The 21,095-nt window shown below is 73.4% G+C and carries 17 protein-coding genes; 13 read left to right on the top strand and 4 right to left on the bottom strand.

Features of this window, described 5'->3' with window-relative positions:
- Positions 1-102: 102 nt before the first annotated feature.
- Complete coding sequence (gene glgX, locus ACMT9T_RS06475; protein WP_414744768.1) at positions 103-2,184, top strand: glycogen debranching protein GlgX; 2,082 nt, start codon at positions 103-105, stop codon at positions 2,182-2,184.
- A gap of 127 nt (positions 2,185-2,311) precedes the next feature.
- Positions 2,312-3,367 (top strand): FUSC family protein, encoded by a 1,056-nt coding sequence (locus tag ACMT9T_RS06470; RefSeq protein WP_414744767.1) that lies wholly within the window; start codon positions 2,312-2,314, stop codon positions 3,365-3,367.
- On the opposite strand, the gene ACMT9T_RS06465 is transcribed toward ACMT9T_RS06470, so the two are convergent.
- Together ACMT9T_RS06465 and ACMT9T_RS06460 are read right to left on the bottom strand one after the other, a co-directional pair.
- Complete coding sequence (locus ACMT9T_RS06465; RefSeq protein WP_414744766.1) at positions 3,364-3,762, bottom strand: LPS-assembly lipoprotein LptE; 399 nt, start codon at positions 3,760-3,762, stop codon at positions 3,364-3,366. The two genes, ACMT9T_RS06470 and ACMT9T_RS06465, sit on opposite strands and share 4 nt — an antisense overlap.
- Positions 3,763-3,779: 17 nt before the next feature.
- Positions 3,780-4,178: a DUF3253 domain-containing protein gene (locus ACMT9T_RS06460; protein WP_414744765.1), complete on the bottom strand. Its 399-nt coding sequence runs from the start codon at positions 4,176-4,178 to the stop codon at positions 3,780-3,782.
- Positions 4,179-4,366: 188 nt separating this feature from the next.
- Here ACMT9T_RS06460 and ACMT9T_RS06455 point away from each other — a divergent pair, with 188 nt between their 5' ends.
- The 3 genes from ACMT9T_RS06455 to ACMT9T_RS06445 all read left to right on the top strand — a co-directional run bounded on the left by ACMT9T_RS06455 (position 4,367) and on the right by ACMT9T_RS06445 (position 10,844).
- Positions 4,367-7,639: an efflux RND transporter permease subunit gene (locus ACMT9T_RS06455; RefSeq protein WP_414745864.1), complete on the top strand. Its 3,273-nt coding sequence runs from the start codon at positions 4,367-4,369 to the stop codon at positions 7,637-7,639.
- Between the two features lie 329 nt (positions 7,640-7,968).
- Entirely contained in the window at positions 7,969-10,224 is a 2,256-nt protein-coding gene (locus tag ACMT9T_RS06450; protein WP_414744764.1) for a DEAD/DEAH box helicase, read from the top strand.
- A gap of 89 nt (positions 10,225-10,313) precedes the next feature.
- Positions 10,314-10,844, top strand: a complete 531-nt coding sequence (locus ACMT9T_RS06445; RefSeq protein WP_414744763.1) for a GNAT family N-acetyltransferase — start codon at positions 10,314-10,316, stop codon at positions 10,842-10,844.
- 7 nt (positions 10,845-10,851) lie between these two features.
- Here the strand turns inward: ACMT9T_RS06445 and ACMT9T_RS06440 are convergent, their stop codons facing one another.
- Entirely contained in the window at positions 10,852-11,574 is a 723-nt protein-coding gene (locus tag ACMT9T_RS06440; RefSeq protein ID WP_414744762.1) for an SDR family oxidoreductase, read from the bottom strand.
- Positions 11,575-11,664: 90 nt separating this feature from the next.
- Between ACMT9T_RS06440 and ACMT9T_RS06435 the strand changes: the two genes are divergently transcribed.
- From ACMT9T_RS06435 to iolD, 7 genes are all read left to right on the top strand, one after another.
- The gene (locus tag ACMT9T_RS06435; protein WP_414744761.1) at positions 11,665-12,291 is read left to right on the top strand and encodes a TetR/AcrR family transcriptional regulator; all 627 of its coding nucleotides are present in this window, start codon (positions 11,665-11,667) and stop codon (positions 12,289-12,291) included.
- Positions 12,292-12,301: 10 nt separating this feature from the next.
- Positions 12,302-12,793: a GNAT family N-acetyltransferase gene (locus tag ACMT9T_RS06430; protein WP_414744760.1), complete on the top strand. Its 492-nt coding sequence runs from the start codon at positions 12,302-12,304 to the stop codon at positions 12,791-12,793.
- A 113-nt stretch (positions 12,794-12,906) separates the two neighbouring features.
- Positions 12,907-13,866: a 5-dehydro-2-deoxygluconokinase gene (gene iolC, locus ACMT9T_RS06425; RefSeq protein ID WP_414744759.1), complete on the top strand. Its 960-nt coding sequence runs from the start codon at positions 12,907-12,909 to the stop codon at positions 13,864-13,866.
- 50 nt (positions 13,867-13,916) lie between these two features.
- Positions 13,917-14,804: a Cgl0159 family (beta/alpha)8-fold protein gene (locus ACMT9T_RS06420; RefSeq protein WP_489672272.1), complete on the top strand. Its 888-nt coding sequence runs from the start codon at positions 13,917-13,919 to the stop codon at positions 14,802-14,804.
- A 35-nt stretch (positions 14,805-14,839) separates the two neighbouring features.
- Positions 14,840-16,345 carry a CoA-acylating methylmalonate-semialdehyde dehydrogenase gene (locus ACMT9T_RS06415; RefSeq protein ID WP_414744757.1) on the top strand — a complete coding sequence of 502 codons (1,506 nt, stop codon included), beginning with the start codon at positions 14,840-14,842 and terminating at the stop codon, positions 16,343-16,345.
- A 47-nt stretch (positions 16,346-16,392) separates the two neighbouring features.
- Entirely contained in the window at positions 16,393-17,367 is a 975-nt protein-coding gene (gene iolB, locus ACMT9T_RS06410; RefSeq protein WP_414745863.1) for a 5-deoxy-glucuronate isomerase, read from the top strand.
- The gene (gene iolD, locus ACMT9T_RS06405) at positions 17,364-19,280 is read left to right on the top strand and encodes a 3D-(3,5/4)-trihydroxycyclohexane-1,2-dione acylhydrolase (decyclizing) (RefSeq protein WP_414744756.1); all 1,917 of its coding nucleotides are present in this window, start codon (positions 17,364-17,366) and stop codon (positions 19,278-19,280) included. Before iolB ends, iolD begins: the two co-directional genes overlap by 4 nt.
- Before the next feature lie 75 nt (positions 19,281-19,355).
- Here the strand turns inward: iolD and ACMT9T_RS06400 are convergent, their stop codons facing one another.
- Positions 19,356-19,931: a hypothetical protein gene (locus tag ACMT9T_RS06400; protein WP_414744755.1), complete on the bottom strand. Its 576-nt coding sequence runs from the start codon at positions 19,929-19,931 to the stop codon at positions 19,356-19,358.
- Positions 19,932-20,132: 201 nt separating this feature from the next.
- On the opposite strand from ACMT9T_RS06400, the gene ACMT9T_RS06395 reads away from it, so the two are divergent.
- The gene (locus ACMT9T_RS06395) at positions 20,133-21,095 is read left to right on the top strand and encodes a sugar phosphate isomerase/epimerase family protein (RefSeq protein WP_414744754.1); all 963 of its coding nucleotides are present in this window, start codon (positions 20,133-20,135) and stop codon (positions 21,093-21,095) included.

The raw sequence follows: 21,095 nt of genomic DNA, 5'->3' as shown, positions 1-21,095 counted from the left end.
GGCAGCGGTCCGCCGTAGCCGCCGAGCGCCGGTCTCGGACCGCTGCCTGGGGAATCCCCTTCGTGCACGAACGGGTCAGACGGGCGCGAGCATACTGAACCGGTGACCATCGACCTGCCACCCATCAGCCGTTCCTACATCAGCCGCCCGTACCCGCTCGGCGCGACCGTCGTCGCCCGCGACGGAGGGCTGCCCAGCGGCCTGAACGTCGCCGTCTACTCGGAGACCGCGGAGGCCGTCGAGGTCTGCGTCTTCGACGACGCCGGCACCGAGACCCGCACGCGCCTCTCCGAGCGCACCGGCCACGTGTTCCACGGGCTCGTCGAGGGCGCCGGCATCGGCACCCGCTACGGCCTGCGCGTGCACGGCGAGTGGGATCCCGCCCGCGGCCTGCGCCACAACGCGGCCAAGCTCCTGCTCGACCCGTACGCCATCGCGATCGAGGGCCACCCGACCTGGGGCGAGGACGTCTTCGCGCACACCTTCGACGACCCGGACGCCATCAACGAGGCCGACTCCGCCGCGTCCATGCCCCGCTCCGTCGTCGCGGACCGCCGCTTCGACTGGGAGGACGACGAGGCCCCGCGCACGCCGTCGGACGAGACGGTCATCTACGAGGTCCACGTGAAGGGCTTCACCGAGCGGATGGAGTCGGTGCCCGAGGAGATCCGCGGCACGTACGCGGGCCTCGCGCACCCCAGCGCCATCGAGTACCTCACCGACCTCGGCGTCACGAGCGTCGAGCTCCTGCCCGTGCACCACTTCATGCAGGACTCGCACCTCGAGGAGAAGGGCCTCCGCAACTACTGGGGCTACAACTCCATCGGCTTCCTCGCGCCGTACTCCGACTACAGCTCCGCGGGCGACGGCGGGCAGCAGGTCGCCGAGTTCAAGGAGATGGTGAAGGCGCTGCACGCCGCCGGCCTCGAGGTGATCCTCGACGTGGTCTACAACCACACCGCCGAGGGCAACCACATGGGCCCGTCGCTGTCGCTCAAGGGCATCGACAACGCCTCCTACTACCGGCTCGTGGAGGGCGACGAGGCGTCGTACTTCGACACCACCGGCACCGGCAACAGCCTCAACGTCGGCCACCCGGCGGCGCTCGCGCTCATCATGGACTCGCTCCGCTACTGGGTCGAGGAGATGCACGTCGACGGCTTCCGCTTCGACCTCGCCACGACGCTCACGCGCCAGGACGGCGACGCGGAGCTGCACAGCGCGTTCCTCACCCTCATCCACCAGGACCCGGTGCTCGCGCCCGTGAAGATGATCGCGGAGCCGTGGGACACCCAGGGCTACCAGGTCGGCGGCTTCCCCGCGGACTGGTCGGAGTGGAACGGGAAGTTCCGCGACGACGTGCGCGACTTCTGGCACAGCGGGCAGAACGTGCTCGGCGCGCTCGCCCAGCGGATCACCGGCAGCCCGGACGTGTACGAGTCCGACCGCCGCTCGCCCCTGTGCAGCGTGAACTTCATCACCGCGCACGACGGCTTCACGCTCGCGGACCTCACCTCCTACGACGAGAAGCACAACGAGGCCAACGGCGAGGACAACAACGACGGCGAGAGCGACAACCGCTCCTCCAACGCCGGCGTCGAGGGGCCGACGGACGACGCCGAGGTCACCGCGATCCGCGACCGCCAGCGCCGCAACATGCTCGGCACGCTGCTGCTGTCGTCGGGCATCCCGATGGTCCTCGGCGGCGACGAGATCGCCCGCACGCAGGGCGGCAACAACAACGCCTACTGCCAGGACAACGAGATCTCCTGGTTCGACTGGGAGAACGCGGACCGCGAGCTGCAGGACTTCACGCGGAAGCTGATCCGCCTGCGCCGCGGCAACCGGGCGCTGCGCCCCATCGGGTTCCGCGGCGACGACGTCGAGGGTGCGGAGGAGGCCGTGCGCTTCATCCGGGCCGACGGCGCGACGCTCGAGCCCGAGGACTGGGAGGACCCCAACGCCTTCAGCATCGGCGTGATCATGAAGGGTAAGGACAGCGACGCGTTCTTCGTCGCGTTCAACGCGGCCGAGGGTCCCGTGGAGTTCCAGCTGCCCGAGGGCCTCGGCGTCTCGTGGCACCTCGCCATCTCGTCCGACTCGGAGCAGAACACGGACGAGGACGCGACGAGCATCCTGGTGCGCGACCGCTCCTTCACGGTGCTGCGGGCCGCGCGCTCCTAGCCGCACCCGCACGATCCGCCGACGCGCCCTCGGGAGACCGGGGGCGCGTCGGCGCGTCCGGGGGCGGCGGCGCGGGGGCGTAGCGTGGTGCCGCCCCGTTTCCACCCCCGGGGAGATCGGATCCCGCGTGACCGCACCGCCCGCCCCGCGGCCGCCGTCGACCCGGACGCTCGACCTCGAGGCCGCGATGCGCGCGACCCTCGGGCTGCTGGTGCCGCTCGTCGTGCTGCTCGCGATCGACCGGCTCGACCTCGCGCTCTACGCGTCCTTCGGGGCCTTCACCGGCCTCTACGGCCGCAACGAGCGCTACCGGCTGCGGCTCGCGAGCGTGGGCGCGGGAGCCGCGATGATGCTCGTCGCGATCTCCACGGGCGTGCTGCTGTCGCTCGCCGACGCGCCGCTCGCCCTCGAGGCCGTGGGCCTCGTCGTGGTGCTCGGCGGGGCGTCGCTCGTCTCGACGGCGATGAGCCTCGTGCCGCCGCATCCGCTGTTCCCCGTGTTCGGGCTCGTGGTGTGCGCGACCGTGCCGGTGGATCCGGCGCAGGCGCGCGACGCGCTGGTCACCGCCGTGGCCGCGATCTTGTTCTCCGCCGGCGTCTGCATGTCCGGCTGGCTGCTGCGCCGCTGGGCGCCCGACGCGCACGCGCACCGGTTCCGCGCGCTGCCGCGGGTCCCCGTGCGCGACGCCGCCGTGCACCGCGACCCGGCCGCCTGGACGGCCGTGGTCGCCAACGTCGTCGGCGCGCTCGTAGCCGGCGCGATCGCCGTGGCGCTCGGGCTGGGCCACCACTACTGGGCGGTCGTGACGCTGGTCGCCGTGCTGCCGGTGGTGCGCGGCCCGCTGTCGTTCACCCGCGTCGCGCACCGGGTGCTCGGGACGCTCGCCGGGTCGGTCGTGGCCGCGGGCATCCTCGCGCTGCACCTGCCGGCCGCCGCCGTGATCGCGGTCGCGGTCGCCTGCCAGTTCGCCGCCGAGCTCGCGGTGGGGAGGCACTACGGGCTGGCGCTCGTCTTCATCACGCCGTTGGCGCTCGTGATGGGGAGCCTCGGCCGGACGCAGCCCGTGCTGCCGCTCGTGGCCGACCGGGTGGTCGACACGGTCGTGGGCGCCGCGGTCGGCGTGGTCGTGATCCTCGTGCTGCGGGCGCTCGCGGCGCGGCGGCGCCGGGTGGCCGGGACCTAGCCGAGGGTCGTGGCGCTCCAGCCGTAGATGCGGCCGTTCGCGGCGAAGAGGTTCCAGCCGTCGGCGCAGGTGACCGCGGCGGGGTCGATCTCCGGCGGCCACCAGGTGTCCTGGATGGCGCTCATCTTCAGGTCGGTGCAGCCGCCGGGCGCGGGCGCGGCCTGCGCGGTCTGGACGGCGACGATGGTGCCCTCCTTCGCCTCCGACTTCGTGCGGATGAGGGTGCCGTCCTGCGGGATCCACGTGGGCAGCCGCGCTCCGAGGGCCGCCTGCGCGTCCGCCGTGGTGGCGTAGATGCTGGTCGTGGGCGTCTCGAACTGGGACTGGACCCCGCATCCGGACAGGAGCACCGCGCTCGCGACGGCGGCCAGGACGGTGAGGGTCGGTCGATGCATCCCCCTAGTGTGCCTCGTCAGCGGCGGCGGCGGATCCGGATGGGGCCCCGGGCGGTGGAGGGATCGACGACCGAGCCCTTCTGGGTGATCTCCACCTCGCCCGCGTCCATGAGCCGCCGGGCCGCGCGACGGGCCGGCTCCATCAGCTCGCGCCAGTCGTCCGGCGACTCCGCGCGGGCCGCCTCGGAGGGGCAGATGGTGGCGCCGCCGGCGCGGTGGGCGAGGAGGTCGAGGATCCGCCGCTCGAGCCGCTCGTCGACGTCGGAGACGCCGCGGCGCCGGCACGCGTCGCTGCAGTAGCGGACCTGGTCCCAGTCGCGCTCCCACTTCCTCCGCCACTCGATCGTGCGACCGCACGAGGCGCAGGTCTTGGGCTCGGGGACGGCGTCCTTCGTGCTCGATGCCCGGTGCGCCATCCCTCCAGCATGCTCCGTCCGGAGGGGTGCCGTCCGGATGCGGTGACGCCTTGCCGAAAACCCGTCGCGAGCGGGGATTTCCCGGGCCCGGATGCGATACTGCCCCCACGGGGCGGGTTCCCGGTGCGGGCGATCAGCGGTCCGAGCGACCGCCGCACCCGCTGCCCGCATCTCCCAAGGAGCACCCCCTGCATCTCCTCTCCGTCTTCAGCCTCCGCAACCGGGCGCTGATCGCGCTCATCACGATCGTCATCGGGGTGTTCGGCGGCATCGCGCTGACGACCCTCAAGCAGGAGCTCATCCCGTCGGTGTCGTTCCCGCAGCTCGCGGTCGTCACGGCGTACCCGGGCGCGTCGCCCGCGGTCGTGGACACCGACGTGTCGACGCCCATCGAGCGCGCGATCCAGGCGGTGCCGGGCCTCGAGTCCTCCACCGCGACCTCGCGCACCGACTCGTCCGTCATCTCGGCGTCGTTCACGTACGGCACCGACCTCGCGACGGCCGAGCAGAAGATCGACCAGGCCATCAACCGGATCCGCACCACGCTGCCCGACGGCATCGACCCCGTGGTCATCGCGGGCAGCATCGACGACCTGCCGGTGATCCAGATCGCCGTCACGAGCGACCTCAGCCCGCAGGACCTCACGGCCGCGCTCGAGCGCTCGACGCTCGGGGACATCCGCAAGCTCGAGGGCGTGCGCGACGCGAGCCTGCTCGGCACCGTGGGGCAGCGCGTGGTCATCACGCCGGATCCCGCGAAGGTGCAGGCCGCGGGCCTCACGAACCAGGCGATCCGCGACGCGCTCGACGCGAACGGGAAGCTGCTGCCCGCGGGATCCGTGACGGAGGACGGCACGACGCTGTCGGTGCAGTCGGGCACGCGCCTCGGATCCACCCAGGACCTCTCCTCCCTGCCGCTGCTGGGCGCGGCGGGCGGGCGCGAGCTGACGGTCGGCGATGTGGCCACCGTGGAGCTCGGCCAGGACCCGACCACCGGCATCTCGCGCGTCGACGGGCAGCCCTCGCTCACCATCGCCGTGACGAAGACGCCCGCGGGCAACACGGTGGACGTGTCGCACCTCGTGACGGAGCTCCTGCCGCAGCTCGCCGACGACCTGGGGAACGGCACGAAGCTCACGGTCGTGTTCGACCAGGCGCCCTTCATCGAGCAGTCCATCTCGAGCCTCACGACCGAGGGCCTGCTCGGGCTCGTGTTCGCGGTGCTCGTGATCCTCGTGTTCCTCCTGTCGATCCGGTCGACCATCGTGACCGCGATCTCCATCCCGGCCTCGGTGCTCATCACCTTCATCGGCATGCTCGCCTCGGGCTACACGCTGAACATCATCACGCTGGGCGCGCTGACGATCGCGGTCGGGCGCGTGGTGGACGACTCGATCGTGGTGATCGAGAACATCAAGCGGCACCTCTCCTTCACGCCCGACCGGCTCGAGGCGATCCGCGCGGCCGTGCGCGAGGTCGCGGGCGCGGTCACGGCGTCCACCGCCACGACCGTCGCGGTGTTCCTCCCGATCGCGCTCGTCGGCGACATCACGGGCGAGCTGTTCCGGCCGTTCGCGCTCACGGTGACCATCGCGCTCGCCGCGTCGCTGTTCGTCTCGCTGACCATCGTGCCGGTGCTCGCGTACTGGTTCCTGCGGCCGGAGGGGGAGTCGCGACGGGCGCGCAGGAAGGCCGCCGCCGCTGCTGCCGCATCCGCTCCCGCCGCGGAGGGCGCCGTCCGCACGGGCGCGCACGCCGCGGTGGCCGGCCCCGTCGACGACCGCGAGCTCGCCGACCGGCCGGCCCGCGGATCGCACGCCGCGCACGACGAGGGCGAGCAGATCGGCAAGCCCACGCGCCTCCAGCGCGGCTACCTGCCGATCCTCGCCTGGACGCTCAAGCACTCGGCCGTCACGCTCGTGCTCGCGATCCTGGTGCTGGGCGGCACGGTCGCGCTCATCCCGAGCATGAAGACCAACTTCCTCGGCGACAGCGGGCAGAACACGCTCACCGTCTCGCAGGAGCTCCCGAGCGACACGAGCCTCGAGGCGCAGGACACCGCGGCCACGAAGGTCGAGCAGGCGCTCATCGGCGTCGAGGGCGTCGACACCGTGCAGACCTCGATCGGCTCGGACAGCACATCGCTCACGGCGGCGTTCAGCGGCGGCGGCGGGATCACGTTCTCGCTCACGACCGACTCGGACGGCGACCAGGACGCGATCCGCGAGCGCGTGCGGAGCGCCGTCGACGGCCTCACCGACGTGGGCGACGTGTCGCTCGCGGCGGCCTCGGGCGGGTTCTCGTCGAGCGACATCACGGTGCAGATCACGGCGAACGACTCGGACGACCTCAAGGCCTCCGCCGACGCGATCCTCGCGGCCGTGAAGGACGTCCCGTCCATCGAGCAGGCCACGAGCAACCTGTCGGAGACGCAGCCGTACATCGCCGTGACCGTCGACCGCGCGAAGGCTGCGGCCGCCGGGCTCAGCGAGCAGGCCGTAGGCGGCATCGTCACCGCGAGCCGGCTGCCGGCCGCGGTCGGGCAGGTCGTGATCGACGAGAAGACGCTGTCCATCTACATCCAGGACCCGGACGCCGCGCAGAGCCTGCAGGGGCTGCGCGACTTCCGGATCCCGACCGCGCGCGGCCTCGTGCCGCTCAGCGACCTGGCGACCGTCGAGGTGGCCGACGGCCCCGCGACCGTCACGACCACGGGCGGCTTCCGCAGCGCGACCGTGAGCGCGACGCCCGGCAGCGACGACGTGGGCTTCGCCTCGTCCGAGGTGTCGCGGGCCGTCGCCGACGTGCAGCTGCCGGCCGGCGCGCAGGCGTCGCTCGGCGGCGTCGCGTCGCAGCAGTCCAACGCCTTCGGGCAGCTCGGGCTGGCGGTGCTCGCGGCGATCCTGATCGTCTACATCATCATGGTGGCGACGTTCCGGAGCCTCGTGCAGCCGCTCGTGCTCCTCGTCTCGGTGCCGTTCGCGGCGACCGGCGCGGTGCTGCTGCAGGTGGTGACGGGCGTGCCGCTCGGCGTCGCGTCGATCATCGGCCTGCTGATGCTGGTGGGCATCGTGGTGACGAACGCCATCGTGCTCATCGACCTCGTGAACCAGTACCGGACGCGCGGGATGGAGCTCCGCGAGGCGATCCTCCAGGGCGCCGGGCGACGGCTCCGGCCCATCCTCATGACGGCGCTCGCGACGATCTTCGCGCTGCTGCCGCTCGCGGTCGGCCTCACCGGGCACGGCGGCTTCATCTCGCAGCCGCTGGCCATCGTCGTGATCGGCGGCCTGCTGTCGTCGACCGTGCTGACGCTGCTCGTGCTGCCGTCGCTTTACTCGCTCGTGGAGCGGGCGGGTCTGCGGATCCGGGCGCGCGGCGAGCGGCGCCGGGCGGAGCGAGGGCTTCCGGTCGCGGGATCCGCGTCGGTGCCGACGTCGGGGGAGCGCGCCGCGGGCTGATCCCCCTCGCGACCCCGCCCGGGGGCGTCCGCCGCACGACGCGGGGCGCGCCCGGGCGGAGCCGTGCCCTGGTGCGGGGAGCGGTGATCCGGTAGTGTCGTCCAGTCGGCTCTTGACACCGCTACCGGACCATCCATCCGGGCGGATGGATTTGTCAGTCAGGTGGGCCGGTTTCCCCCTCTCGTTCCGCAGAGGGGTACGTCACGCGATGACACGGCCCCCGGTCGACGACTGCCCGGGTTGAGAGCAGCTCTGCGCACCCTGATCCTGTAGCGCGCTGCTTCGCACATGCGCATTGTCATGCATCCGAGCAGAACGAGGAATCCCTCATGCCCTACAACAACGACTCCCCGCGCGGCGCCAAGCGCGCCCCCGCGGGATCCCGCAGCCCGAACCACCGCGGCTACAACTCCGATCCCGCGCCCAAGAAGCAGCGCTGGAACGCCGACGAGCGCGCCCAGCGCTCCGGCCAGGACGACCGCCCCCAGCGCGGCGGCGCAGCCCGCCCCGCGCGCGGCGGCGACCGCCCCAACTGGGAGCCCCGCGCCGAGCGTCCCGCCGGTCGCGGCGAGCGTCCCGCGTACGGCGACCGCCCCAACCGCGCCGGCCAGCGCCCCGAGCGCGGCGGCGACGCCCGCCCGCAGCGCGGCGAGCGCCCCTCCTCCGGCGGCGGCTACGACCGCGGCCAGCGCAGCGAGCGCCCCTCGTACGGCGCCGAGCGCGGACAGCGCTCCGAGCGTCCCTCGTACGGCAACGACCGGCCCGCCCGCGGTGGCGAGCGCTCCGAGCGTCCCGCGTACAACGACCGCGCGCCGCGTAACGACCGTCCCTCCTACGGGAACGACCGGCCGCAGCGGTCGGAGCGTCCTGCGTACAACGACCGGAACGAGCGCCCCTCGTACGGCGACCGCGCCCAGCGTGCCGAGCGTCCGGCCTACAACGACCGCGCCGAGCGTCCCGCGTACAACGACCGGAACGCCCGCACCGAGCGTCCGGCGTACAACGACCGCAACGCCCGCACGGAGCGCCCCGCGTACAACGACCGCACCCCGCGCACCGAGCGTCCGGCGTACAACGACCGTCCCGCCCGCACCGAGCGTCCCTCGTACAACGACTCGCGCCCGGCCCGCACGGAGCGCCCGTCCTACGGCGACCGCGCCGAGCGATCCGAGCGTCCGGCCTACAACGACCGTCCGGCCCGCACCGAGCGTCCGGCCTACAACGACCGCCCGCAGCGCTCCGAGCGCCCCTCCTACGGCGACCGCCCCCAGCGCAGCGAGCGCCCGTCCTACGACGACGCGCGCCCCAAGCGCGACAGCGACTTCTACCCGAGCAAGGAGGGCGCCCCGCGCCACGCTCCCGCCGAGGACGTCGTGCTCGAGCGCCTCGAGGCCCAGGCCACCACGGCCAAGGACGTCGACGGCGTGACCTTCGCCGCCCTCGGCCTCGGCCAGAACATCGTCCGCGTGCTCGAGGAGCTGGGCGCGGCGAGCCCGTTCCCGATCCAGGCCGCCACGATCCCCGACGTGCTCGCGGGTCGCGACGTGCTCGGCCGCGGCCGCACCGGATCCGGCAAGACCATCGCGTTCGGCGCGCCCCTCGTGGAGCGCCTGCTCGAGAACGACGGCGCGAAGAACCGCAAGATGGGCCGCAAGCCCCGCGCGCTGATCCTCGCCCCGACGCGCGAGCTCGCCATGCAGATCGACCGCACGGTGCAGCCCATCGCCCGCTCGGTGGGCCTGTTCACCACCACGATCTTCGGCGGCGTGCCGCAGTTCAAGCAGGTCGGTGCGCTCCAGCGCGGCGTCGACATCCTCATCGCGACCCCCGGCCGCCTCGAGGACCTCATCGACCAGGGCCGCCTCGACCTCTCCGAGATCGTCGTCACGGTCCTCGACGAGGCCGACCACATGTGCGACCTCGGCTTCCTCGAGCCCGTGCAGCGGATCCTCCGCCAGGTGAAGAAGGACGGCCAGCGCCTGCTCTTCTCCGCCACGCTCGACAAGGGCGTCGCGACGCTCGTCAACGAGTTCCTGCCGTCGCCCAGCGTCCACGAGGTCGCGGGCGAGGACCAGGCGTCGTCGACCATCGACCACCGCGTGCTCCTCATCGAGCAGCGCGACAAGGCCGCGATCATCGAGCAGCTCTCCTCGGGCGAGGGCAAGACGCTGATCTTCGCCCGCACCCGCGCGTTCGCCGAGCAGCTCGCCGACCAGCTCGAGGACGCCGGCATCCCGGCCACGTCGCTGCACGGCGACCTCAACCAGGCGCGCCGCACGCGCAACCTGCAGCTCCTCACGAGCGGCAAGGTCCGCGTGCTCGTGGCGACCGACGTGGCCGCCCGCGGCATCCACGTGGACGACATCGGGCTGGTCATCCAGGCCGACGCGCCCGACGAGTACAAGAGCTACCTCCACCGCGCCGGCCGCACGGGCCGCGCCGGCAAGCAGGGCACCGTCGTGACGCTGATCACGAAGGCCCGCCGCCGTCGCATGGACGACCTCCTGGGTCGCGCCGAGATCAAGGCGACGACGGTCATGGCCGCCGCCGGGGACCGCATCATCGCGGACCTCGCGCGCGCCTAGCGCTCACGCACGACCCGACGGCCGTCCCACCCCTCGCGGGTGGGGCGGCCGTCGTCGTACGCGGGACCGGGTCTGGCATCCTCGATGCCGTGCCCGACCGGATCCGCCTGCTGACGCCCGACGACGCCCCCGCCCTGTCCGGGCTGCGCCTGGCGAGCCGCGCGTTCCTCGCGCCGTGGGAGCCGATCCGGCACGCGGATCACGACACCCCCGCCGGGCAGCGCGCCGACATCGAGGCGGCGCTCGAGCAGCACGCGCGCGGGCAGGGCGTGCCGCTCGCGATCCTCGACGACGACGGATCCGTCGCCGGCCGCATCAACGTGAACAGCATCGTGCGCGGCGCGTTCGAGTCGTGCAGCGTGGGCTACTGGCTGGCGGCGGACCGGACCGGCCGCGGGCTCGCGACCGGGGCCGTGCGCGCCGCCGTCGCGCTCGCGTTCGGCGACCTCGGGCTGCATCGGGTCGAGGCGGGCACGCTCCTCGGCAACCGCGCGTCGCAGGCCGTGCTCGCCCGCGCGGGCTTCACGCGCTACGGGCTCGCGCCGCGCTACCTCCGCATCGCGGGGGAGTGGCAGGACCACGTGCTGTTCCAGCGGCTGGTGGACGACCCGCGCGTCTGATCCCGGATCAGCGCGACCCGCCGTAGGCCGCCGGCACCAGGTCCATGCGCGCGGCGCCGCTCGCGAGGAGGGCGAGCACCGCGTCGGCGACCGTCTCCGGGGTGTCGAACGCGGCGCCCGCGGTCATCGCCTCCGCCTCGGCGCGGCCCGCGCGGATCGAGGCCATGAACTCGGTCTCCGTGGCGAAGGGGATCAGCGTCGAGACGACCACACCCGTGTCCGCGAGCTCCGCGCGGGCGATGGCCGACAGGCGCTCCAGCGCGATCTTCGACGCGACGTAGCCGCCCGTGCCCGGCACGTCGGCGAACGTGGTGCCCGAGCTGACGTTCACGATCGCGCCGGCGCCCTGCGCGCGCATGGTCGGCAGCACGGCCTGCATCATCGCGAGGGGCGCGACGAGGTTGAGCTCGAGGACGGCGCGGAGGTCGTCGAGGTCGATCCGCTCGATGTCGGCCTGGAAGCCCTGGCCCGCGTTGTTCACGAGCACGTCGATGCGGCCGAAGGCGTCGAGGGCGGCCCGCGCGAGCGCGTCGACCTGCGCGCGGTCGGTGACGTCGCAGCGCACCGCGATCGCGCCGCCGCCCAGCTCGGCCGCGAGGTCCCCAATCCGATCCTCCCGCCGGGCCGCGAGCACGACGCGCGCGCCCGCCCGCGCCGCGGCCCGTGCGGTGGCCGCCCCGATGCCCGACGACGTCCCGGTGATGACGACGACCGCGTCCTGGATCTGCATGGCTCCTCCTCCTGAGGCCGCGACGCGACCTGCGACGAGTAACGCTACTACCCGGTAGCGGAACCCCGTGACGGGCCTATCCTGGACTGGATGGACACGCCGGACGCCGCACCCCGACCCCGCGTCGGCCGTCCCGTCGACCGCTCGGGCGACGCCGCGATCCTCGCCGCCGCCCTCGACCTCGTCGCCGAGCGCGACTACGACGGCATGGCCCTCGACGAGGTCGCCGCCCGCACGGGCCGCGCCAAGACCACGATCTACCGGCGCTGGGCGACGAAGGAGGACCTGGTGCTCGCGGCCCTCCGCGCGGCCGGCGGCCCGCCCGAGGCCCAGGCGCTGCCCGGCACCGGATCCCTGCGCGACGACCTCCTCGCCGTCGTCGACTCCGGCTGGCTCGGCGGTGCCGACCGCCGGGCCGCCGTGTTCGCCGGGCTCGCCTCCGCGATGCGCGGCTCCGAGCGCCTGGCGCAGGCGATCCGCACGGAGGTCACGGATCCGTACGTCGAGGTCTACGGGCGGCTGCTGCGGCGCGCGATCGAGCGGGGCGAGGTGCCGCCGCGGTCGGACGCCGCCGTCGCCGTGCTCGCCGAGGTCGTGCCCGCCATGAGCACGCAGCGCCTCGCCGCCGGGCGCGCTCCCGTGCGGCGCGACTTCTTCGTCGCCGTGATCGACGAGGTGCTGCTGCCGGCGCTCGGCGTCCCGCGCGTCGCTCGATAGCCTCGACCGCATGCAGATCCGCCCCGCCACGGACGCCGACTGGCCCCTGATCCACCCCTTCTACCGCCAGGTCGTCGACGCAGGCCGCACCTACGCGCTCCCCGCCGGGCAGTCGCTCGAGGAGGCGCGGCTGAACTGGATGGCGGAGGCGCCGGGCCGCACGATCGTGGCGGTCGACGACGACGGGACCGTCCTCGGGTCCGCCAAGGCCGGCCCGAACCGCCCGGGCCGCGGGGCGCACGTCGCCACGGGGTCCTTCCTCGTGGATCCCGCGCACGGCGGCCGCGGGGTGGGTCGCGCGCTCGGCGAGCACGTCATCGCGTGGGCGCGCGCGGAGGGCTACCGGGCGATCCAGTTCAACGCCGTCGTGGAGACGAACCGCGCGGCCGTGCACCTGTGGGAGTCGCTCGGCTTCCGGATCGTCGGCACCGTGCCCGAGGCGTTCGACGACGCACGCGACGGGCTCGTCGGCCTGCACGTGATGCACCTGCCGCTCGGCTGATCCGGGCGTCGCGCGGTGCCGCGGCCATGTGCACATGTCAGAACATGCGCTACGTTGGACGGGCATCAGCACCCGCCACCGCACTCCCGAGCCGGAGAGGACGCAGCGCCGACATGGTCCCTGCCTCGCCCCCGATCCACGACGTGATCACCATCGGCCGCGTCGGCGTCGACCTCTACCCGCTCCAGGACGGCGTGGGCCTCGAGGACGTCGCGACGTTCGGCAAGTACCTCGGCGGGAGCGCGGCGAACGTGGCGGTCGCGGCCGCGCGGCACGGCAGATCCGCCGCCCTGATCTCGCGCGTGGGGGACGACCCGTTCGGCCGCTACGTGACGCGGGAGCTGGAGAGGCTCGGCGTCTCCGCGGCCTTCGTCACGCCGGTCGACGACCTGCCCACGCCCGTCACCTTCTGCGAGATCTTCCCGCCCGACGACTTCCCGCTCTACTTCTACCGTCGGCCGAAGGCGCCCGACCTCTGCATCGAGGCGGCGTCGCTCGACACGACGGCGATCCAGGAGGCCCGCGTCTTCTGGTCCACCGTCACGGGCCTCAGCGAGGAGCCGAGCCGATCCGCGCACCACGCCGCGTGGGCCGCCCGGGCGCGCCGGCCGCTCACCGTGCTCGACCTCGACTACCGCCCCATGTTCTGGGCGTCGCCCGCGGACGCGACGCGCGAGGTCGGGCGTGCGCTCGAGCACGTGACCGTCGCGGTCGGCAACCGCGAGGAGTGTGAGATCGCGGTGGGGGAGACGGATCCGCTGCGGGCCGCCGACGCGCTGCTCGACCGCGGCGTCGAGCTCGCCATCGTGAAGCAGGGGCCGAAGGGCGTGCTCGCCCGGACGCGCGAGGAGACCGTGGAGGTGCCGCCGTACGCCGTCGAGGTCGTCAACGGGCTCGGCGCGGGCGACGGCTTCGGCGGTGCGCTCGTGCACGGGCTGCTCGCGGGATGGGACCTGGAGCGGATCCTGCGCTTCGCCAACGTCGCGGGCGCCGTCGTCGCCTCCCGCCGAGAGTGCTCCACCGCCATGCCGACGACGGCCGAGGTCGACGCCGTGCTCGAGGGCCTCCGGTGACCGCTGGCGACGCGTCCCGGGCACCCGCCGAGGCGCTCCGCGCGGGCGACCTGCCCGGCGCGTTCCAGGCGCTCCGCGACCTGCGCGCCACGGATCCCGCCGCCGTCGCGCGCGCGCTCGCCGGCCGCGTGCGCCGCCCGCTGATCCGCGACGACGGCCGCCTGCTCATCGTCGCCGCCGACCACCCCGCCCGCGGCGCCCTCGGCGTGGGCGACGACCCGATGGCCCTCGCGGACCGCTACGAGCTGCTCGCGGGCCTCGCCACCGCCCTCACGCGCGACGGCGTCGACGGCGTGCTCGGCACGCCCGACATCGTCGACGACCTCGCGCTCCTCGGCCTCCTCGACGACAAGGTCGTGGTCGGATCCATGAACCGCGGCGGCCTCCGCGGCGCGGCCTTCGAGATGGACGACCGCTTCACCGCCTACGACGTGCCCGGGCTCGTGCGCGACGGCCTCGACTTCGCGAAGACGCTCGTGCGGATCGCCCTCGACGACGCCGGCACGGCCCCGACCCTCGAGGCGAACGCGCGCGCGGTCGACGCCGCCGTGCGCGCCGGGCTGCCCATCATGCTGGAGCCCTTCATGAGCGCGTGGCGGGACGGACGGATCGTGAACGACCTGTCGGCCGACGCCGTCATCACGTCCATCGCCATCGCGTCCGGCCTCGGCTCCTCCTCCGCGCGCACGTGGATGAAGCTGCCCGTCGTCGACGACATGGCCCGCGTCATGGCCGCCACCACGCTGCCCACGCTGCTGCTCGGCGGGGATCCGCAGGGCGCGGGCGAGGACACCTGGGCCGGCTGGGAGCACGCGCTCGACCTGCCGGGCGTGCGCGGCCTCGTCGTCGGGCGCACGCTGATCCACCCCGCCGACGGCGACGTGGCCCGCGCGGTGGACCAGGCCGTCGCCCTCGTGCACGGCCGCGCCCGCCCTTGATCCCGCCCGCCCGACCCCGACCGACGAAGGACACCATGACCGACACCGCCCCGCTCCCCGTCGTCCCGCACTGGATCGACGGCGCCCGCTCGTCCTCGACGTCCGGCCGCACCGCGCCCGTCTACGACCCGGCCCGCGGCGTCGTCACGAAGGAGGTCGCGCTCGCGGACGCCGACACGATCGAGCGCGCCATCGCGTCGGCGCACGCGGCGTTCCCGGCCTGGCGGGACCTCTCGCTCGCCAAGCGGCAGGCGATCCTGTTCCGCTTCCGCGAGCTGTTGGAGGCGGAGAAGGGCGAGCTGGCGGAGATCATCACGTCGGAGCACGGCAAGGTCGTGAGCGACGCCCTCGGCGAGATCACGCGCGGCCAGGAGGTCGTGGAGTTCGCGACCGGCCTCGCGCACCACCTCAAGGGCGAGTACTCGGAGCAGGTGTCGACCGGCGTCGACGTGTACTCCACGAAGCAGCCGCTCGGCGTGGTCGGGATCATCTCGCCGTTCAACTTCCCCGCGATGGTGCCGATGTGGTTCTTCCCCATCGCGATCGCGGCCGGCAACACCGTGGTGCTGAAGCCGAGCGAGAAGGACCCGAGCGCGGCCATCTGGATGGCCGAGCTGTGGAAGCGTGCGGGCCTCCCCGACGGCGTCTTCACGGTGCTGAACGGCGGCAAGGAGGCGGTGGACGGGCTGCTCGCGCACCCGGACGTGCGCGCGATCTCGTTCGTCGGATCCACGCCCATCGCGCAGTACGTCTACGAGACCGGGACCCGGCACGGCAAGCGCGTGCAGGCCCTCGGCGGCGCCAAGAACCACATGCTCGTGCTGCCGGACGCCGACCTCGACCTCGTCGCCGACTCCGCCGTCAACGCGGGCTTCGGCTCGGCGGGCGAGCGCTGCATGGCGATCTCGGTGGTCGTCGCGGTGGAGCCCGTCGCGGACGCGCTCATCGAGCGGATCACCGCACGCATGGCCGGGCTCCGGGTCGGCGACGGCCGCCGCGGCTGCGACATGGGCCCGCTCGTCACGGAGGCGCACCGCGACAAGGTGGCCTCCTACATCGCGATCGCGGAGGAGGACGGCGCGCGGATCGTCGTCGACGGCCGCGGCATCGAGGTCGACGGCGAGCGGGACGGCTTCTGGCTCGGCCCGACGCTCATCGACGAGCTGCCGACGAGCTCGCGCGCGTACACCGAGGAGATCTTCGGACCCGTGCTCGGCGTCGTCCGGGTGCGCACGTACGAGGAGGGCGTCGCGCTCATCAACGCGGGCGCGTTCGGCAACGGCACGGCGATCTTCACGAACGACGGCGGGGCCGCGCGCCGCTTCCAGAACGAGGTGCAGGTCGGCATGATCGGCATCAACGTCCCCATCCCCGTGCCCGTCGCCACGTTCTCGTTCGGCGGCTGGCGCTCCAGCCTCTTCGGCGACACCAAGGCGCACGGGGCCGAGGGCGTCCGGTTCTTCACGCAAGCCAAGGCGATCACCAGCCGCTGGCTCGACCCGTCGCATGGCGGCGTCGACCTCGGCTTCCCGCAGAACTGATCCACGACCCGCACCACCCGGCACCCATGACGACGACGGAGACGAGCATGACGACGAACGAGTGGCTGCACCCCCGCGGGAGCCTCGGCCGGGACGGCTGGGAGACGGTGGTCGACGGATCCCTGCCGGCGTGGGAGCACACGGGCCTCCGGGTCGCGGTGCTCGCCGACGGCGAGGAGCTGGCGCTGCCCGCCGCGGGCGTCGAGCGCATGGTCGTGCCGCTCGCCGGATCCTTCGCCGTGCGGCACCGCGAGGGCGACGGCGAGGAGCGCGTCACCGACCTCGCGGGCCGCGCCTCGGTCTTCGCCGGCCCGACGGACGTGCTCTACCTCTCGTGCGCATCGAGCGCGACGCTCACCGGATCCGGCCGCGTGGCCGTCGCCGAGGCGCCCGCCACCCGGCACGTGCCGAGCCGCCGGATCGCCCGCGACGACGTGTCGGTGGAACTCCGCGGCGCGGGACGGTCGAGCCGCCAGGTGCACAACTTCGGGACGCCGGGCACCGCCGGATCCCTCGACGCCGACCGCCTCATCGTCTGCGAGGTCGTGACGCCCGCGGAGAACTGGTCGAGCTACCCCGCGCACAAGCACGACGAGGAGAGGCCGGGGGAGGAGTCGCGGCTGGAGGAGATCTACTACTTCGAGACCGCCGTCGGGAAGGGCCTCGAGGCGCCCGCCGACGCGGACCCGTTCGGCCTCTTCCACACGTCGTCGTCGCCCGCGGGCGAGATCGCGATCGACGCGGTCGTGCGCACGGGCGACGTCGCGCTCGTGCCGTACGGGTACCACGGGCCGGCGGTCGCGGCGCCGGGCTACGACCTCTACTACCTCAACGTCATGGCGGGGCCGGGCGCCGTCCGCGCCTGGCTCATCAGCGACCATCCGGCGCACGACTGGATCCGCGGCACGTGGGCCGGGCAGGGGATCGACCCGCGCCTGCCGTACACCGCCGACCCGACGCCGGCCGCCGATGCCGCGGAGTCCGCCGCGCCCGCCCCCGACCAGGAAGCCCCGACCCGATGACCGAGCCCACCACCCGCATGACCGTCAGCCAGGCGCTCGTCGCGTTCCTCGCGAACCAGTGGACGGTCGACGGCGACCACCGCGAGCGCACCATCCCGGGCGTCTTCGGGATCTTCGGCCACGGCAACGTCGCCGGGATCGGCCAGGCGCTCATGCAGGCGAACGCGCAGGATCCCGACCTCATGCCGTACCACCAGGCCCGCAACGAGCAGGCGATGGTGCACCAGTCCGTCGGCTTCGCGCGCATGCACCGCCGGCTCGCCACCTACGCGAGCGCCGCGTCGGTCGGGCCCGGCGCCGCCAACATGCTCACGGGCGCGGCCCTCGCCACCGCGAACCGGCTGCCGGCGCTGCTCCTGCCGAGCGACACCTTCGCGACCCGCGTGGCGGATCCGGTGCTGCAGCAGCTCGAGCACCCGCACGACTCAGGGATCAGCGTCAACGACGCGTTCCGCCCGCTCTCGCGCTTCTTCGACCGGGTGCAGCGGCCCGAGCAGCTGTGCTCGATCGCGCTCGCGGCCATGCGCGTGCTCACCGACCCGACCGAGACGGGCGCCGTGACCATCGCGCTGCCCGAGGACGTGCAGGCGGAGGCGCTCGACGTGCCGCTCGCCTTCCTCGCCCCGCGCGAGTGGCACCTGCGCCGGCCGCTGCCGGAGCGGGGGCCGCTCGCCCGGGCGGTGCAGGCGATCCGCGACGCCCGCACGCCGTTCATCGTCGCGGGCGGCGGCGTCATCTACTCCGCGGCCGAGCAGGCGCTGCTGCGCTTCGCCGAGGCCACCGGCATCCCGGTCGGCACCACGCAGGCCGGCGGCGGATCCCTCACCTGGGACCACCCGCAGCACGTCGGCGGCATCGGCGCCACCGGATCCACCGCCGCGAACCGCCTGGCCGCCGAGGCCGACGTGGTGATCGGCATCGGCACGCGCTACTCCGATTTCACGACCGCGAGCCGCACGGCGTTCCAGCGCCCCGACGTGACCTTCGTGAACGTCAACGTCGCCTCCTTCGACGCGTACAAGCACGGCGCGCAGCTGGCGGTCGTGGCCGACGCGCGCGAGACGCTGGAGGCGCTGGTCGATGCGCTCGCCGGCACGCGCGTCGACCCCGCGTACGCCGACCGCATCGCCCGCGAGAAGCGCGAGTGGGACGCCGCCGTCGACCGCGCGCTCGCGCCCACGGGCGGCGCGCTGCCCGGCCAGCCCGAGATCATCGGCGCCGTCCAGGCCGCGAGCGACCCGCGCGACGTCGTCGTGCAGGCGGCAGGATCCCTGCCCGGCGACCTCCACAAGCTCTGGCGCGTGCGCGACGCGCTCGGCTACCACGTCGAGTACGCGTTCTCGTGCATGGGCTACGAGATCCCCGGCGGGCTCGGGGTCAAGCGCGGCGCGGAGGCGTACGGCGACGACCGCGACGTGATCGTCATGGTCGGCGACGGCTCGTACCTCATGCTGCACACCGAGCTCGTGACCGCGGTGGCCGAGGGGATCAAGATCATCGTGGTCGTGATCCAGAACCACGGCTACGCGTCCATCGGCCACCTCTCCGAGACCGTCGGCACCGAGCGCTTCGGCACGCGCTACCGCGCGCTCGACCCGGCGACGCGGGCCTTCGAGGGCCGCGAGCCCCTGCCGGTGGACCTCGCGGCGAACGCGCGCAGCTACGGCGTCGACGTGATCGAGGTCGCGCCCGGCCCCGATGCTACGACCGCGCTCGGCGACGCGGTGCGGCGAGCGAAGGCGTCCGACCGCACCACCGTGATCCACGTCGAGAGCGACCCGCTCGTCTACGGCCCCGACGGCGAGGGCTGGTGGGACGTGCCCGTGCCCGGCGTCTCCGAGATGCCGTCGACGCAGGCCGCGCACGCGGAGTACGTGGAGCGGAAGAGGGCGCAGCGGCCGCTGCTCGGCTGACGCGGGGGAGCCGTGCTGACGCACGACGGCCGACGTCTCCACGAGGGAGACGCCGGCCGTCGGTGCGTGCGGGTCCTACGAGCGAGGAGCCGGTGCGTGGTGCGTGAAGAGCGTCCAGTCGAGGAAGCCCCTGTTGATCGGACCGCTTCCGCCGACCCTCCCGTAGTCGTAGCCGGTGCAGTGGGGGCCGGAGAAGCTGGTGACGGTGGTGTTGGCGATCTGCGGCAGGACGACGCCCGCGTAGCGGACGTCGTCGATCTTGTCGTTGTAGCCCGAGTACGAGACGCACTCGTTGACGTTGTTGATGAACAGCCCGCCCGGGATGGCCGAGTAGCCCTGGACGCGGAAGGACCGGATGTTCTGCCCGCCGTGGGCGACCGGGGTCCAGTGCGTCTGGAACACGAACCGGAACAGCGGGCCGGGCCACTTGGGCGCCGGGCCGGGCTTGGCCCCCGGGACGGTGGTCTGGGAGGCGTCGATGGGGGTGGACGCCGGGGCCGCGGAGGCCGGTGACGCGGACGCCGTGGTAGCGGACGCCGGCGCGATGCCGAGGCCGAAGGTGGCGGAGAGCGCGATCGTGGCGGCGGCGGCGAGGGTCCCCGCTCGACGGAGGCGACGCGAGGATCGGCTGGAGGGCGTGGTGGATGGCATGGTGATTGTGCTCCGTTCTCGGGTGAAGCATGAGACTAGACAGCCCGCCGAGCCCGCGGATCCGAGTCTCCACAGACGGTCGTCTATCCCGACCTCGGCGAGCAGGAGGACCGGGTCGCGCCGCCCATGGTCGCCCGGATGCTATTTCCTATAGGATCTGAACCCCGGGCATCCGGGACCCGACGACCGCGATGGAGCAGCATGCCGGAGACACACGCGACCCACCCCACCCCGGCGTTCACGGCCGCGGACTGGCCCATCGCCACCTGCCTGCACTCCTTCGCGACGGTCGGCCGCGACGGCACCGCGCTGCACGACGCCGACACCGCGGTCTGGGACCGCATGTTCGCCGACATCGCGCGCGAGGGCTTCACGCTCGCCGAGCTCGCCGACAGCCACGTGCGCCCGGCCGACCTCGAGCCGACCCGCCGCGCGGAGCTCGTCTCCGTCGCCCGGTCGCACGGCGTCGGCATCCCGTCGGTGCACCTGCAGCGGCAGAGCGTGATCATGCCGGGCCACGAGGAGAAGAACCTCGCCTACGCGCACCGCACCATCGACGCGATCGCCGAGATGGGCATGGACGTCTTCTCCACCGGCCTGCACCAGCCGTTCAGCGACGCGCAGCGGAAGGCGCTGTGGTTCTGGACGGCCGAGGGCCCGAAGGATCCCGACGACCCCGAGGTGTGGGACGCCGCCGTCACGCGCCTCCGCGAGCTCGGCCGGCACGCCGCGGACCTCGGCCTCCGCATGGCGCTCGAGATGTACGAGGACACCTACCTCGGCACGGCGGACAGCGCCGTGCGGCTCGTGGAGGAGATCGGCCTCGACAACGTCGGGCTCAACCCCGACGTCGCGAACCTCATCCGCCTGCACCGCCCGGTCGAGAGCTGGCGCGAGCTGTACGCGAAGACGCTGCCGTACGCGAACTACTGGCACGTGAAGAACTACATGCGCGACGAGGCCGCCGACGGCAGCTGGGCGACCAGCGTGCCCACCACCATGAAGGCCGGCCTCATCGACTACCGGCAGGTGATCCGCGACGCGGTCGAGCTCGGCTTCGACGGGATCATCCTCACCGAGCAGTACGGCGGCGACAGCCTCGGCGTCTGCGCGGAGAACCGCGACTACATCCGCACGCTGCTGCCGCAGACGCGCGACGCATAG

Source organism: Clavibacter vidaverae, from assembly GCF_047529985.1.
GTDB classification, from domain to species: domain Bacteria; phylum Actinomycetota; class Actinomycetes; order Actinomycetales; family Microbacteriaceae; genus Clavibacter; species Clavibacter nebraskensis_A.
This window is presented reverse-complemented; position numbering and strand designations above follow the sequence as displayed.

Bases quoted from the DNA above. Each gene is read 5' to 3' on its own strand.
- ACMT9T_RS06465 (WP_414744766.1), bottom strand. From the start codon at position 3,762: ATGCATCGACCGACCCTCACCGTCCTGGCCGCCGTCGCGAGCGCGGTG.
- ACMT9T_RS06400 (WP_414744755.1), bottom strand. From the start codon at position 19,931: ATGCCATCCACCACGCCCTCCAGCCGATCCTCGCGTCGCCTCCGTCGA.
- ACMT9T_RS06450 (WP_414744764.1), top strand. From the start codon at position 7,969: ATGCCCTACAACAACGACTCCCCGCGCGGCGCCAAGCGCGCCCCCGCG.
- ACMT9T_RS06440 (WP_414744762.1), bottom strand. From the start codon at position 11,574: ATGCAGATCCAGGACGCGGTCGTCGTCATCACCGGGACGTCGTCGGGC.
- ACMT9T_RS06395 (WP_414744754.1), top strand. From the start codon at position 20,133: ATGCCGGAGACACACGCGACCCACCCCACCCCGGCGTTCACGGCCGCG.
- iolD (WP_414744756.1), top strand. From the start codon at position 17,364: ATGACCGAGCCCACCACCCGCATGACCGTCAGCCAGGCGCTCGTCGCG.
- ACMT9T_RS06430 (WP_414744760.1), top strand. From the start codon at position 12,302: ATGCAGATCCGCCCCGCCACGGACGCCGACTGGCCCCTGATCCACCCC.
- ACMT9T_RS06435 (WP_414744761.1), top strand. From the start codon at position 11,665: ATGGACACGCCGGACGCCGCACCCCGACCCCGCGTCGGCCGTCCCGTC.
- ACMT9T_RS06460 (WP_414744765.1), bottom strand. From the start codon at position 4,178: ATGGCGCACCGGGCATCGAGCACGAAGGACGCCGTCCCCGAGCCCAAG.
- iolB (WP_414745863.1), top strand. From the start codon at position 16,393: ATGACGACGAACGAGTGGCTGCACCCCCGCGGGAGCCTCGGCCGGGAC.
- ACMT9T_RS06415 (WP_414744757.1), top strand. From the start codon at position 14,840: ATGACCGACACCGCCCCGCTCCCCGTCGTCCCGCACTGGATCGACGGC.
- iolC (WP_414744759.1), top strand. From the start codon at position 12,907: ATGGTCCCTGCCTCGCCCCCGATCCACGACGTGATCACCATCGGCCGC.